This window comes from Chryseobacterium sp. FH2, assembly GCF_001045455.1.
GTDB lineage: Bacteria > Bacteroidota > Bacteroidia > Flavobacteriales > Weeksellaceae > Chryseobacterium.
Window position 1 is genome coordinate 444,634 of sequence record NZ_LFNE01000002.1, and the last position, 13,802, is coordinate 458,435.

The 13,802-nt window shown below is 34.4% G+C and carries 16 protein-coding genes; 4 read left to right on the top strand and 12 right to left on the bottom strand.

Annotated elements, in window-relative coordinates; genetic code table 11:
- Window positions 1–34: 34 nt before the first annotated feature.
- The 11 genes from ACM39_RS04870 to ACM39_RS04920 form a co-directional block, all read right to left on the bottom strand.
- A complete protein-coding gene (locus tag ACM39_RS04870) occupies window positions 35–2,482 on the bottom strand; it encodes a ligase-associated DNA damage response DEXH box helicase (RefSeq protein WP_117590723.1) in 2,448 nt (815 codons plus the stop codon).
- Between the two features lies 1 nt (window position 2,483).
- Complete coding sequence (locus ACM39_RS04875; protein WP_048509889.1) at window positions 2,484–4,064, bottom strand: ATP-dependent DNA ligase; 1,581 nt, start codon at window positions 4,062–4,064, stop codon at window positions 2,484–2,486.
- Window positions 4,061–5,083: a ligase-associated DNA damage response exonuclease gene (locus ACM39_RS04880; protein ID WP_048509890.1), complete on the bottom strand. Its 1,023-nt coding sequence runs from the start codon at window positions 5,081–5,083 to the stop codon at window positions 4,061–4,063. The genes ACM39_RS04875 and ACM39_RS04880 overlap by 4 nt, the downstream gene beginning before the upstream one ends.
- A gap of 133 nt (window positions 5,084–5,216) precedes the next feature.
- Window positions 5,217–5,570, bottom strand: coding sequence for a rhodanese-like domain-containing protein (locus ACM39_RS04885; RefSeq protein WP_048509891.1), 354 nt, complete (start codon window positions 5,568–5,570; stop codon window positions 5,217–5,219).
- A complete protein-coding gene (locus ACM39_RS04890) occupies window positions 5,567–5,869 on the bottom strand; it encodes a DUF3817 domain-containing protein (protein WP_048509892.1) in 303 nt (100 codons plus the stop codon). Before ACM39_RS04890 ends, ACM39_RS04885 begins: the two co-directional genes overlap by 4 nt.
- A gap of 2 nt (window positions 5,870–5,871) precedes the next feature.
- The gene (locus ACM39_RS04895; RefSeq protein WP_228377057.1) at window positions 5,872–6,333 is read right to left on the bottom strand and encodes a hypothetical protein; all 462 of its coding nucleotides are present in this window, start codon (window positions 6,331–6,333) and stop codon (window positions 5,872–5,874) included.
- Between the two features lie 66 nt (window positions 6,334–6,399).
- Entirely contained in the window at window positions 6,400–6,990 is a 591-nt protein-coding gene (locus ACM39_RS04900; RefSeq protein ID WP_048509894.1) for a TetR/AcrR family transcriptional regulator, read from the bottom strand.
- Window positions 6,991–7,089: 99 nt separating this feature from the next.
- On the bottom strand, window positions 7,090–7,548 hold the full coding sequence (locus tag ACM39_RS04905) for a PPC domain-containing DNA-binding protein (protein WP_048509954.1): 459 nt from the start codon (window positions 7,546–7,548) through the stop codon (window positions 7,090–7,092).
- A gap of 37 nt (window positions 7,549–7,585) precedes the next feature.
- Window positions 7,586–7,984: a MauE/DoxX family redox-associated membrane protein gene (locus ACM39_RS04910; protein WP_048509895.1), complete on the bottom strand. Its 399-nt coding sequence runs from the start codon at window positions 7,982–7,984 to the stop codon at window positions 7,586–7,588.
- A 19-nt stretch (window positions 7,985–8,003) separates the two neighbouring features.
- On the bottom strand, window positions 8,004–8,849 hold the full coding sequence (locus ACM39_RS04915; protein WP_048509896.1) for an NAD(P)-dependent oxidoreductase: 846 nt from the start codon (window positions 8,847–8,849) through the stop codon (window positions 8,004–8,006).
- 72 nt (window positions 8,850–8,921) lie between these two features.
- The gene (locus ACM39_RS04920) at window positions 8,922–9,905 is read right to left on the bottom strand and encodes an aldo/keto reductase (protein ID WP_048509897.1); all 984 of its coding nucleotides are present in this window, start codon (window positions 9,903–9,905) and stop codon (window positions 8,922–8,924) included.
- Between the two features lie 200 nt (window positions 9,906–10,105).
- Between ACM39_RS04920 and ACM39_RS04925 the strand changes: the two genes are divergently transcribed.
- The 4 genes from ACM39_RS04925 to ACM39_RS04940 all read left to right on the top strand — a co-directional run bounded on the left by ACM39_RS04925 (window position 10,106) and on the right by ACM39_RS04940 (window position 13,006).
- Window positions 10,106–10,948: an AraC family transcriptional regulator gene (locus tag ACM39_RS04925; RefSeq protein WP_048509898.1), complete on the top strand. Its 843-nt coding sequence runs from the start codon at window positions 10,106–10,108 to the stop codon at window positions 10,946–10,948.
- Between the two features lie 87 nt (window positions 10,949–11,035).
- Window positions 11,036–11,662: a CatA-like O-acetyltransferase gene (locus ACM39_RS04930; RefSeq protein ID WP_048509899.1), complete on the top strand. Its 627-nt coding sequence runs from the start codon at window positions 11,036–11,038 to the stop codon at window positions 11,660–11,662.
- A gap of 43 nt (window positions 11,663–11,705) precedes the next feature.
- Complete coding sequence (locus ACM39_RS04935) at window positions 11,706–12,401, top strand: DsbA family protein (RefSeq protein WP_048509900.1); 696 nt, start codon at window positions 11,706–11,708, stop codon at window positions 12,399–12,401.
- A gap of 23 nt (window positions 12,402–12,424) precedes the next feature.
- Complete coding sequence (locus ACM39_RS04940) at window positions 12,425–13,006, top strand: nucleosidase (RefSeq protein ID WP_048509901.1); 582 nt, start codon at window positions 12,425–12,427, stop codon at window positions 13,004–13,006.
- A 36-nt stretch (window positions 13,007–13,042) separates the two neighbouring features.
- On the opposite strand, the gene ACM39_RS04945 is transcribed toward ACM39_RS04940, so the two are convergent.
- Entirely contained in the window at window positions 13,043–13,477 is a 435-nt protein-coding gene (locus tag ACM39_RS04945; protein WP_048509902.1) for a PCC domain-containing protein, read from the bottom strand.
- Window positions 13,478–13,802: the final 325 nt, after the last annotated feature.

Genomic DNA, 13,802 nt, shown 5'->3' on the forward strand with positions numbered 1-13,802 from the left:
TTGGTACAGATTTCTTCATTTTGAGAGGCAACGTTTAACTAAACTTTTTTGCCTGTTCGACAAGTCTTTTAATTCTCGTATCCAGATTTTCACTTGTCAGCGTTTGTCTCAAACTATCAACTTTGATAGGAAAACTCAAAGGAGTAAAAGTATTTGAAAATTTTAAAATTATTTTTGATTTTTCAATCCGTTTAAAGGCCTCAACTAGCCTTTGCTCCTGCAATTGAGCATTGAAAACTTCTGTATAAGCTTGTCTTACGAGAAAATGATTCGGATCGTAATCTTCGAGTACTTTGAAAATTAATCCGGCCGAGCTTTGTAGCGATTTATTCGAACGCTGTTTTCCTGCGTAATTCTGAATTACCATTCCGGAAATCACAGCAATATCACGGAATTTTCTCCTCGCCATTTCTGCGGAATTAATACTGGAGATTACATCAGTCATCAGGTTTTCTCTCGTTAATATTTTGTCTAAATTTTCTTTATTTAAAGGAATTTCTTTATCACTGAACAATTCAAAACCATAATCGTTCATTGCCATCGAAAAGGATATCGGTGCCAGTTTTGAAATTCTAAAAGCAATCAGTGCGGCCATTACTTCATGCACTAAACGGCCTTCAAAAGGATACATAAACAAATGGTACCCTTCACGGGTTTTTATCAATTCAGTTAAAAATTCATCTTCTTTCGGAATGTGTGAATTCTTTTCCTGGTTGGCTAATAACGGATGCAAAAATTTCAGTTCTTTTTCTGAAGCTTTCGGATTCAGTGCACCGGATAATTTTTCTCTCAAAAAATGTCCTAAATTAGAGCTCAACGGTAACCTTCCCCCCAGATAACTCGGTGCAAACGCTTTTCCTTTTGCTGCTCTCACATAGACTGTCATATCTTTTATCATGGCGACTTCCAAAACTCTCCCGGCAAGTATAAATTTTTCTTCTTTTTTCAGTTTTGAGATAAAATATTCCTCTACCATTCCGATATATCCACCTGAAATAAATTTCACCTTTAACATCGCATCGCTTACAATAACTCCCATATTCATGCGGTGAAGCATCGCAATCTTTCTGGAAGTAACTTTATACAGCCCGTCTTCCGCAATGACGACTTTATGAAATTCTTCATAGCTTTTTAGTACACTCCCGCCAATAGTCAGAAAATCCAGAATGCTTTTCCATTCTTCATCGGTCATTTCCTGAAAAGCATATACTTTTTTAATTCTTTCACATAATTCATCAGGATAAAATCCGTCACCAACTGCTAAAGTCATTAAAAACTGCACCAAAACATCAAAACATAAAACCTGAGGTTCGCGGGGTTCTATAACTTTCTGTCTGACTGCTTCTTTCAGGGCTGCAACTTCAATGAGCTCTAAAGAATGGGTAGGAACACAATAAATCTTTGAAGTTTCAAAAGGGGAGTGGCCACTTCGCCCTGCACGCTGCAAAAATCTGGCAACACCCTTTGCAGAACCTATCTGAATCACTGTGTCTACAGGTTTGAAGTCAATTCCTAAATCTAAAGATGACGTAGAAACAACAGCTTTTAGTTTTCCAGAACTTAAATTTTCTTCTATCCAAATTCTTAGATGGGCATCGATCGAACTGTGATGAATTGCTATCTGGCCTGCAAAATCAGGATAAGCTTCCAGTAACAGTTGGTACCACATTTCGCTTTGGCTTCGCGTATTTGTAAAAACAATTGTAGACTTTGATTCAAGAATAATCGGAACAATATGGTCTGCAAGTTTTGCCCCCAGATGCCCTGCCCAGGGTAAAATTTCAACCTCATCAGGAAAGACAGAAAGAATATCAATCTTTTTGTGTTCTTTCGCAGTAATTTTTGTTTTTTTTATATCATAAGGAATTAAAACATCCATTGCCTCTTCAAGATTTCCAATGGTTGCCGTAATTCCCCAAATTTTAATTTTCGGGATATAATTTTTTAACTGAGAAATAGCCAGCTCTACCATTACGCCTCGCTTTGAACCTAATAATTCATGCCATTCGTCAATAACAACGCATTTCATTTCATTGAAAAATCTGGAATTATTTTTTTGACCTAAAAGCAGGTGTAAGCTTTCCGGAGTGACAACCAGGATTTCAGGCATATTTTTAACCTGTTGTTGCCTTACTTTTGGATCCGTATCTCCGTTTCTTACTCCCACAACCCAATCCAGCCCAATTTCATCGATAGCTTCCTGCATAGCTTTAGCAATATCTTTTGAGAGAGAACGGAGAGGAGTTATCCAAATCATTTTAAGCCCTTTTTTGTATTTTTCAGGATGGTTTAAAAAGTCTGAAATTATTGCTAGAAAAACGGAAAAGGTTTTCCCAAAACCTGTAGGAGCTACTACCATTCCGCTATATCCGTTTCCGAATTTTTGCCACGTATCAATTTGAAATTTGAATGGGGAAATGCCTTTATCGGCCATCCATTGTTGTATGACTTTAAATCCGTTGGTATTTTCAAAAGCAGCCAAATTATTGTATTAATTTTTTAATTTCTTCCAAATCATCGATTTCATCTACAGTTTTATCTTTCCGCCACCTTACAATTCTCGGAAAACGCAGCGCTACACCACTTTTATGACGATTACTGAAACCAATTCCTTCAAAAGCAATTTCAAAAACAAGTTCAGCTTTTACAGTTCGTACGGGTCCGAACTTTTCTATCGCATTTTTATTGACAAACCTGCTGACTTCCATGATTTCCTTGTCTGTCAATCCGGAATACGCTTTGGCAATTGTGACCAAACTCTCTCCATTTTTTACGGCAAAAGTATAGTCGGTATAATAGGCACTTCGCCGCCCGCTTCCTTTTTGGGCGTAAATCAAGACGGCATCTATCGTTAAAGGAGTAATTTTCCATTTCCACCAATCTCCTTTTTTTCGTCCTGAATGATAAGCTGAATTTTTTTGTTTTAGCATTAACCCTTCACTGTTGATTTCTCTGGAATTTTCTCTGATTTGGTTTAAATTTTCCCATTTTTCAAAGTCAATTACTTGTGAAAGCTTGATGTTTTCAGGGGTTTCATTTAATAATAATTCTTCCAGCATCGCACGTCTTGCGGAGATTGGTTTTTCCCGGAAATCGGTTCCTTCCAGCTCAATCAAATCATAGGCGAAAACTTCAATAGGAATTTCCGAAAGCATTTTTTTTGTAAGATTTTTACGATTTAATCTTTTTTGCAGTTCATTAAAATTTAAAACCTTATTATCTTTTACGGCAAGTATTTCTCCATCTAAAACGAAATTTCCTTTCATTGCTTTTACTGTTTCTTCAATCTCAGGAAACTGCTCCGTAACTAATTCTTCACCTCTTGACCAGATAAAGACCTCATCATTTCTTCTGATAATCTGTCCGCGAATTCCGTCCCACTTGTATTCAATCAGCCATTCATCAGGGTTTCCGAGTTCTTCCAATTCTTTTTCCAAAGGATAAGCTAAGCAGAACGGATATGGTTTTGAATTATCAGGGTTGATATTTTCCGCTGAAATGAGCTCTTTAAATGAAATCTCACCGGGCTGCCATTTTCCCATTAAGCTGTGCATCAGAGTACTTGCTTCTTGTCCTGAAAATTTTGTTAAAGAATTAATCAAAGTCTTTCCTGATACCCCAATACGGAAGCTTCCGCCGAGCAATTTGTTGAAAATTAACCGCTCTGTGTAATCAAGCCCATTCCAGGAATGTAAAACAAATTCTTTTTTTTCAACATCGGTTTTATTTTTCAATCCAATAATATCATTCATCCACTGGGAAAGGGAGCGGTCAATTTTTTCCGTTGAAGGAGGTAAAATCAAGGACAGAGTTTCACCCAAATCTCCTACTGAAGAATAGCTTTCCTGAAAAAGCCAAAAGGGTAGTTTTGTGATTTCCAAAGCCCATTCTTTCATAGAGTTGGTATTGACGTTTCGTTTTGGTCTTTTACCCGTAAACAAAGCGATAAACCATACTTTATCCTCATCGGGAGCTCGTTCCAGATAATCAATAATGGCATCAATTTTAGCATTGGTTTTATTGGTGCTTTCCAAAGCGTTGATAAGATCTGCAAAGTGTTTCATGGCTCCGGATTTTCAATGGTTTCTTTTTCTGTTTTTTCTTCATCTTCACCGTATAATGTTTCTACAACATCGGCTTTTATTCCGATTTCATTCAGGTATTTGGAAAAAACTTCGGTTTGCCCGTGCGTAACGTGAACGATTTCTGCTTCCGTAGCTTTTATGGCTTGTAATAAACCTTTCCAATCTGCATGATCACTCATTGGAAAACCGGCGTCTGCACTTCGCCATCTTCGGGCTCCGCGAACCTGCATCCAGCCTGAGCAAATTGCGGTTGCAGCACTTGGAATCTTTTTTATGATATTGCTATCCAGCAAAGCTGGTGGAACGATAACTATTTCGTTTTGTAAATGTTTTACATTTTCTCGGAAATCCGGAATTTCGTAGTCAGGAAGATTGATTCCGACGGTTTCAAAAGCTTCATTCAGTTTTCCGATGGAGTAGTGAACGTGGATTTTTCCGAGCCCTTCCACTGCCTTCATAATTCTTTGAGCTTTACCTAAAGAATAACCGATAAATACTGATGTTTTTTGGTTTTCTTTATTCCGTAAAACCCAACTCTGAAGTTTTTTATTTAAATCTTCAACTTCAAGCCAATTGTAGATAGGCAATCCAAATGTGCTTTCCGTCACAAATTCATTACATTTTACCAGCTCAAAAGGTGTGCTTAAACCATCATCCTGAACTTTATAATCACCTGAAATCACACTTACATAGCCTTTATATTCCAGCCGGATTTGTGAAGAGCCAATAATGTGACCAGCGGGATGAAGTGATAATTTTACACCATTCATATTAATAATTTCCCCGTATTCCACACTTTGGCATTCAATGTCTTCACTGATTCTTTGATGTAAAATAGGTTTGGTAAAATGGTGACAAAGGTATTTTTTCATTCCCCAACGCGCATGATCTGCATGTCCGTGAGTAATAACAGCGTAATCTACAGGTCGCCAGGGATCAATATAAAATTTACCTTGAGGACAATAAATGCCTTTATTTGTGAATGTTATTAATTTCAATGGTGTAGCGTGATTTGGTTTAAATTTAACAATCCAAAAAGCTGACCAAATTAGTTATGGGAAATCATTATTGAAAGAAATATGTCCATTCAGATAGAAAAAGACTATTCAATCCGGAACAGCCTTATATTTTTTATTTAATGCTTTTTTCAAAGTCACTCCAGGCTCCGCCATTATAAATATGGTTGAACCCTTTTTCTTTTAAAATATTTTCAGCTTTTACACTTCGAAGACCATGAGAACAAACGGTAATATAAGTTTTCTTTGGATCTAATTCTGTGTATCTTTCCCTGATTGTGCCTAATGAAATATTTATTGAACCTTCAATATGCCCCGTGTTATATTCCTTTTCTGTTCGTACATCAAGGATTATCGCCCCGTTTTTGATTAATGTACCCAAACCATCATCTAATGTCTGGTATTTATAAACCCGGTATGCCATATAAACTGTCAATATAATTCCTAAAAACAGTAAAACGTTTTTCATAGTTTACTTAAAATTTTCCTGTCAATATAAAATGTCCCAAACGGAATGACACACGCTAAAAGCACTTTCCAGGTTGTTTCTTTAAACTTCCATTGCTGCTCAACTCCTACACTCAAAGTGTTGAATAAGAAAAGCAGAAAAAGTGTTCCATGAATCGGTCCCATCATTTTAACAAAAGATGGATTACCCATTCCGTATTTTAAAGGAACTGCGATGAATACCAGGATTAATAGTGAAATACCTTCAAGGATGGCAATGATTCTCAATCTTCCGGTTTTTGTTTTGAATAAATCTATCATAATTATCTGAAATAAGGTCTGTTTGCAAAAGGTGAAAATGGCCACGGAACAGCAATAAAAATGATGATTAGAGCAATCGTAAACCAAACGAGCATGGTTGTAAACTTCTCTTTATCAGTAGCTTTTCTTTTTGAAATAGATGAGCCAATTGTTATCATAACAATTGAAAAAAGCATTAGAAAAATGTGAATAAGCCCGAAAAACAGTAAATCAAAAGTTTCTTTTGCTACGCTGAAATTTTTCCAAAAATATTTAATAATCGGACTTTGAGTATATAAAGTAATACCCAAGACGAGCTGAATATGGGCAATAGTTGCTGTCCAGTGCCTTACCATATCATCAGCTTTGGAGAATTCTTTATTTAAAAAGTAACCTTTATAAGCTCGACAGATGGAATAAATTAAGCTTATTAAAACTAACCAGCGAAATGTAGAATGCAGAAATGTAAGCGTCTGATACATCATCAAATTTTAAAGATTGACAAAGGTATAATAAAAAACATACTATTTAGTATGTTTTTGTGTAAAAAATTATTTTAACATTTCAAAATAAGTTTTAAGTTGCTTTAAATAAACGAGATAAACAGCTTTACTGTTTTCCAATTTTCCTAAATTTCTCACTCCCCAATATCCGGAAATCACAAAAACCGCAACACCTTTTGCGCTTACATCATCTTTTATTGTACCTTTTTCTTTGCCTTTTTCAATAGAATCGATCATCGAATTTTCCCATTGTAGGGAAAGTTCATTTAAAACTTTGGTAAAATCAACATTCCAGGGAGTCATTTCCTGGGTAAAATTGGAAGCAGGACACCCATATTCAACCTTTAGAAACTCATTTTCCATTAAAATATGATAGATCAAATTGTAAATATTATCTAAAGGATTTTCATCATTTTGTAAGGGAAGGATAAAATTATTTTTAAAATTAGGTTTCATCAATTCGTTGATGATAGCAATTCCCATTTCATCCTTAGTTTTAAAGTGATAATAAAAAGCGCCTTTTGTTACTTGGGTGGTGGCAATGATTTCGTCTACGCTTGTAGTCTGATATCCTTTAGTATAAATCAGTTCAAATGCTTTCTGCAGGATATTTAAACGGGTTGCTTCTGATTTTTTCATTAAAATACTAAGTAGTCTTTTTTTACAAAGGAACGATTTTTTATTCTAAGCAAAAAGAAGTGGTATTCAGGAACCCTTTTAAATAAATTATCCATAATCCTACTGTTTTTCAAAATCATAAAAATTTATACCGACTTCTTCATCTTTTACTTTTATAACTTTCGTGTCCAGAGGATAAAAGAAAAACTCACCGGCTCCCCGGATATGTGCATCTAATAAATGTCCTGCTAAAGCGGTATAATCTTTCCTTCCTAAAGTTATATGAAGGTGAAGCACGGGTTTTCCTTCTATTTCGGAAATATTTCCTGTGATATTGGTAACTTCCATCTGCTCATTAAATGTCTTATCGACGTAGTTTTTAGTTGAAGGTTCGAAAAAGCGTAAAGTAGCTTCATTTACAGCACCGATTCCGGTAATTTGTCCTGCTTTGATATTTTGAGCATTAACGAAATCTGTTAATGCTTCTACAATGCTTGATTTATCTTTTATACTGACAATATAAGTGTTATCAACTTTTTTAGCTGACCAATTGTTACCTTTAAAAATTTGTGCACTCATAGTATTAATAATTAAAATGAATAATATGCTCAAGAAACTAATATTTTTCATGGTCGCTGATTCCTGTTTTAAATTTTTCATAAAACCAAAACAACCCAAACAGATAAAACGAATGCAATAACTGTGCTTCAATTGCTGACCAGTTTTCAATAGAACAGCTTCCGAAAATCAAAATACTCATTAAAGTTAACGCAGAATATAAGGTGTATTTTATTTTAAAATTAATTAACAATAAAATACCTAAAATTGTTTCTGCTATGGGTAAAATATAACTGAAGGGAACTATCAAAGCAGCCGGAATTGCTGATTTTTCCATGGATGTAAGCATCCATTCGCTGAATGAAGCCAGTTTTGGAAGACGGACTAAACCGTGTCCTAATAATGAAATTGCGACTGGAAGCCTTAAAAAGAAAAATGAAGTTTTAAAATCTTTCATGCAATTTATTTTAGTTAATTTATTCTTTTAGATAATTAATAATACCGATTACATCATCTTTACCAAAACCCTTATCATGAGCAGCCTGATAAGTCTCAATCAAAGTTTTTGAAAGAGGAAAATCTGCTCCCGAATTTTTTGCCAGGAGAATATCTTTCAACATCAAATCTAAAGCAAAAGCAGGTGAATAATTTTCACTTTCCAATAGCGGTGTTTTTACTTTTGTAGCACCACTTCCGCTTGCACTTTCATTGATGATTCCAAGCATATCTTTGCGCTCAATTCCTAATTTTTCTGAAAATAAAACTGTTTCCGCCAAACCCTGATAAATTATGGAAAGAAAGTAATTGATTGATAATTTTGCGGCAATTCCTTTTCCATTTTCACCTAAATGTTTAATGTTTTTTCCAAGTTTCTGCAAATAAGGTGTGGCGCGCTGAAGATCTTTTTCCTCACCTCCGACCATAATAAGTAAATTTCCTTCTGCAGCCGGTTTTGTACTTCCTGCAACGGGAGCATCGAGAAAAAATCCCTCCTTTATTTTGATTGCATTTGCTATTCCGTTGGTGGCTTCAGGTGAAATCGTACTCATATCTATGAATAGTTTTCCTGTGATATTTTTAGAAAAAATTTCTTCGTAAACGGCTTTTACAGCATCGTCATTGGTAAGCATTGTGAAAATAATATCACTGTTTTCTACCAGTTCGCCCACGGTGTTGGAAATTTTAGATTTTTCTTTAAAATCTTCTGCTTTTTCTGTTGTTCTATTAAAAACTGAAAGTGAAAACCCAGCTTTCTCTAAATTTTTTGCCATAGGATGTCCCATGTTTCCCAGTCCTATAAAACCCAATTTTTCTTCGTTCATTTTTTATATTATTTAGGTTAATTGTGAATGACCAATAACTTAATTTTGGCAATTGATCATTCACAAATATCTTTAAAAATTATTTACAAGTCCGTCAATTGTTGTCAACTCTTCTTTGCTTAAATTGATTTCAATTGCTTTTGCATTTTGAACTGCCTGTTCAGTGTTTCTTGCACCAGCCAAAGCAATTGTAATTCCGGGTCTTTCGATTGTCCAGCGTAAAACAAGCTGTCCCAGGCTTGCGTTGTGCTGTGCTGCAATAGGTTTGATTTTATCTAAAAGCTCATTAGTTTTTTGAATAAAATCTGGTTGAAAATGTGGGAGGTTTGCTCTGTGATCACCTTCCTGAAATTTGTAACCGGAATAAATTTTCCCGGTCAGTAAACCTCTTTCCAACGGGCTGTAAGCTAAAATAGATTTTTGATTTTCAATACAATACGGGACCGTTTCCTTTTCAATTCCTCTGTTTACCATACTGAAAGGAATTTGGTTTGATACTAAATTTAATGTTTTTTCCGCCTCAGCCATTTGGTGTGCGTTATAGTTACAGACTCCCGCATGGCGTACTTTTCCTTGTTCAATCAATTTTGAAACCGCTTCAAAAGTTTCATCAATGGGAGTTGTAGAATCTGGCCAATGGATTTGATATAAGTCGATATAATCAGTGCCTAATCTCCTCAGACTTTGTTCACATTCATAAATAATGCTGTCTTTTCCGGCATATTTATACACGTCAATAGCATTTCCATTATTGTCTTTGCTGTGCATTGCAAAGTCACCTTTAGCCAAATCCCAACGCATCCCAAATTTTGTCAAAACCTGAACTTTGTCACGGGAAATCCCTTTAATGGCTTCACCTACAATTTCTTCACTCGTTCCTTGGCCGTAAACAGGAGCGGTATCAATTGAAGTTACTCCAACATCATAAGATGCTTTTATGGCTTTTATGGCATCATTTCTGTCTGTGCTTCCCCACATCCAGCCTCCCGCAGCCCATGCTCCAAAGGTAATTGCCGAAACTTCCAGCTGACTATTTCCTAATTTTCTGTATTCCATATTTTAAAATAATATTTTTTATCTGTTATTGTGAATGATCTTCTGTCAATCATAAAATTATGAACATTAATAAATTTACGATTGAGAATTGACAATTTACCTGATTTTAATTCCGAGATTTCTCAAGGCTTATACAAATTTTAGCAAAAAAAATCATTTTAAGGTTGTAAAAATCGTTTAACAAATTGTAATTTTAAAATATGAAAAGAAAACAGTTTGAGCCTTTAGAAATTGATACTTTTGAAACTGCTGTTTTTCCGTTTCCTAAACACAGCCATACTTATTATGAAATGATCTATATTTTCAAAGGCTGTGGAAATCATCATATTAATCAAATTGTAATTCCGTATAAAACGGGAGATTTATATTTGATTTCGCCCGAAGATGAGCACTTTTTTGATATCAAAAAATCCACCAGATTTTGTTTTATTAAATTTAATGACAGTTATTTTCAAAATAACAGACATCTTTCGCCCGACAATTTTTCGCCTGCTTCTCCAATGGATATCATGAGAAATTCATCATTGAAAGAAGAAAAATTGATTTTCGATGAGCCATGTAAGACGATTTTAAAGAGGACCGTAGAAAATATTGTTGAATATAATAAGTTTAATAAAGTTTCTGATTCTCCGATTATTTTTTTCCAGGTTTTATCGCTTTTTGGTTTAATACGTGAGGTTTCCGCAAAATTTTTAAATATAAAAGTCAGTCATGATACTTTGAAAAAGGATGATTTGATTTCTTATATTCATCAGAATATTTATAAACCTGAATTGATTAGAATTGCAGCAATTGCCAAAAATTTTAATATTTCAGAAACTTATTTTGGAGCTTATTTTAAAAGGAATTTTGAGGTTTCTTACCGGAAATATATCACGGATTATAAGCTGAAATTAATAGAAAGAAGGATTCTGGCAGGGCAAATGACCATCAAGCAGATTGCTTTTGAATTTGGTTTTACCGATGAAAGTCATCTTACAAATTATTTCAAAAAACTGATGAAAATCAATCCCTCTGATTATAAATTGCAACATACTTTGTAATTAAAACTAAGATTTAAAAATTAAAATTCCGTTTCTGAAAGTTTTTAAAATGATAAAACTTATGGAAATTTGTAAAAAATAAAAGTAATGAAGGTAATTGATATCGAAAACTGGAACAGAAAGGAACATTTTGAATTTTTTTCACGTATGGTAAGCCCATATTTCGGTTTTACAACGGAAGTGGACTGTACTAAAGCTTATCATAAAGTGAAAGAAAATGGAAGTTCTTTTTTTGCCTACTATCTTCATAAATCTATGGTTGCGGTAAACTCAGTAGATGCTTTAAAATTACGGATTATTGATAATCAGGTAGTTTTATATGACATCGTGCACGCAGGGACGACGATTGGACGGAAAGATGGTACTTTTGGTTTTGCATTTGCTCATTATTCTGATGATTTTGAGATTTTTAATGCTGAATTACAAAGTGAAATAGAGGATGTTCAGAAAACAATAGGAATCAGAATGAATAATGGTGAGCTAGGAAAAGATCTGATAAGGCATACAACTATTCCGTGGAATTCTTTCAGCGCATTGCTTCATCCGACACCTCTTGATAAGACTGAATCTGTGCCTAAAATTTCCTTCGGAAAATTTACTCTACGTGATGGCAGGAAGTATTTACCCGTTTCGGTAGAGCTGCATCACGGATTGGCAGACGGTATCGATATTGCGAAATATCTTGAAGCATTTCAGGAGCAGCTCGATGCCTGATTAGCTGCAAATTAACTATCTTTGATTAAGTAAATTAAAAGAAATGAAAATAGAAATATGGTCGGACGTGATGTGTCCGTTTTGCTATATAGGTAAGTATAATTTTGAGCAAGCCCTTGAAAAGTTACCTTTTAAAAATAAAGTGGATGTGGAATGGAAAAGTTTTCAGCTTGATCCCACTTTAGATTCTTCAAAAGCGATGAGTACTTCAGCATATTTTAAAGAAAAGAAGGGTTTTCCTGAAAGTCAGGCTAGGCAAATGATGGAGCATGTGGCTCAGGCGGGTAAAAGTGTGGGAATTGATTTTGATTTTGGAAAAGCTTTAATTACAAATACTTTTACGGCTCATAAATTACTTCATTTAGCAAAAAAATATAAAAAGGATTCAGAAATGGAGGAAGCTTTATTTAAAGCCCATTTTGTTGACGGGAAAAATATTGCGGATATTGATTCTTTGGTTTCTATTGCTGAAGATTTGGGTATCGACAGACAGGAAGCATTACAGGCTTTAAATTCGGAAAATCTTGATTATGAAGTCAACCAGGATATTCAGGAAGCGAAAAACAACGGTATCAATAGTGTTCCTTTTTTTGTGTTGAATGGAAAATATGCGGTTTCAGGAGCACAACCAGTTGACGTTTTTGAAAATGCGCTGAATCAGACCTATCAAGAAGAATCACCTTTTGAAAATTTAGCTTCAGATGGTAGCTCTTGTAACGCAGACGGATGCAGTTCTTAAAATCATTATAACAACCGATTTGAATGATTAAAATAAATAACGGGATTAGTTTTCCGCTTTCGGAGACGCTTTTTGTTTTTGCGTTAGATTCTGAAGCAGGAAAAGAGTTTGAAGACAAAAATAAGCTCATTACAGGAATTGGAAAAGTAAACGCGACACTGGAATTAACAAAGCAGATACATCTTAAAAGACCTCAATTGATTGTGAACCTGGGTTCTGCAGGAAGTAAAAATTTCAATAAAGGTGAAGTTATTTGCTGTACCCGGTTTATCCAGAGAGATATGGATGTGAGAGGTTTGGGATTTGGCAAGTATGAAACACCCCTGTCAGGAATACCTCCATTATTAGAATATGGTCTTTTGCTGAATGGTACAAAAGAAGGCATTTGCGGAAGCGATGACAGTTTTGAAACGGATCATTGTGAAGATGATTATAACGTTGTAGATATGGAAGCTTATCCTTTAGCTTTGGTTTCTATGAAGGAAAAAATCCCGTTTTTATGTTTAAAATATATTTCAGATGACGCAGGAAGTGATGCTGCAGATGATTGGTCTGTACAAGTACATCTTGCAGCCAAAAGCTTTAAAAAAATATTATTTAATTAAAAAATATTAGTTCCTTATGAAATTTTGAAGCCGTTTTTATACGAGATTAATATTGTCATTATCTCCCAAAGAAGTCGACTGGCTTTGTGAAGGATGGAAAAAGAACTGTCCGTCATTTAAAATTTGTGCATCCAGGAGTTGACCTGCCAATGTCTTGTTTTCATTTTCAAGCGTAACGTCCAAATTTAAGATTGGGGCGTTTTCTTTATTTAAAATGTTTCCCGTAAAATTGGCAAATATTTGTTCTCTTAATTTTACATTAAAAAACTTTTTGGTCAGAGGATTAAGGAAACGTAATTTTACATTACTAATATTTCCGATTCCTGCAATTTTTCCGTCCTGAATGTTTTGATTTAATATAAAGTCTGTCAGTGCCTTTCTAATGCTTACTTTCTCTTTCAGGTTGACAATAAAGGTGTTTTCTATTTTCCTGGCTGTCCAGAAATCACCGTATAGTGTTTGAAAATTCATGTATATCGTTTTTTTCAGGTTAATAAATATTTTTTATATGTTCAGAATTCCATTTCTTTCAGACGTATAGTTTGTCTAAAATTTAAAAAGTCGTTTTTTAATCTCTAAAGGAAGAATAATTTTCGTTAATGTTTTTCAAAATTCATACCACATAGGTACCCTATATTTCGAAAGAAGGGGTATTTTAAACTATAATTAAAAAAATAGTACTTTCTGTTGATCGTAATCATAAAAAATACATCTTCAAATCATATACATTTGTGTGTTTGGTGAAAATTTAGCGGCGAAATTGAAATATAATATTTGAAATTGACGTGGTATGTAT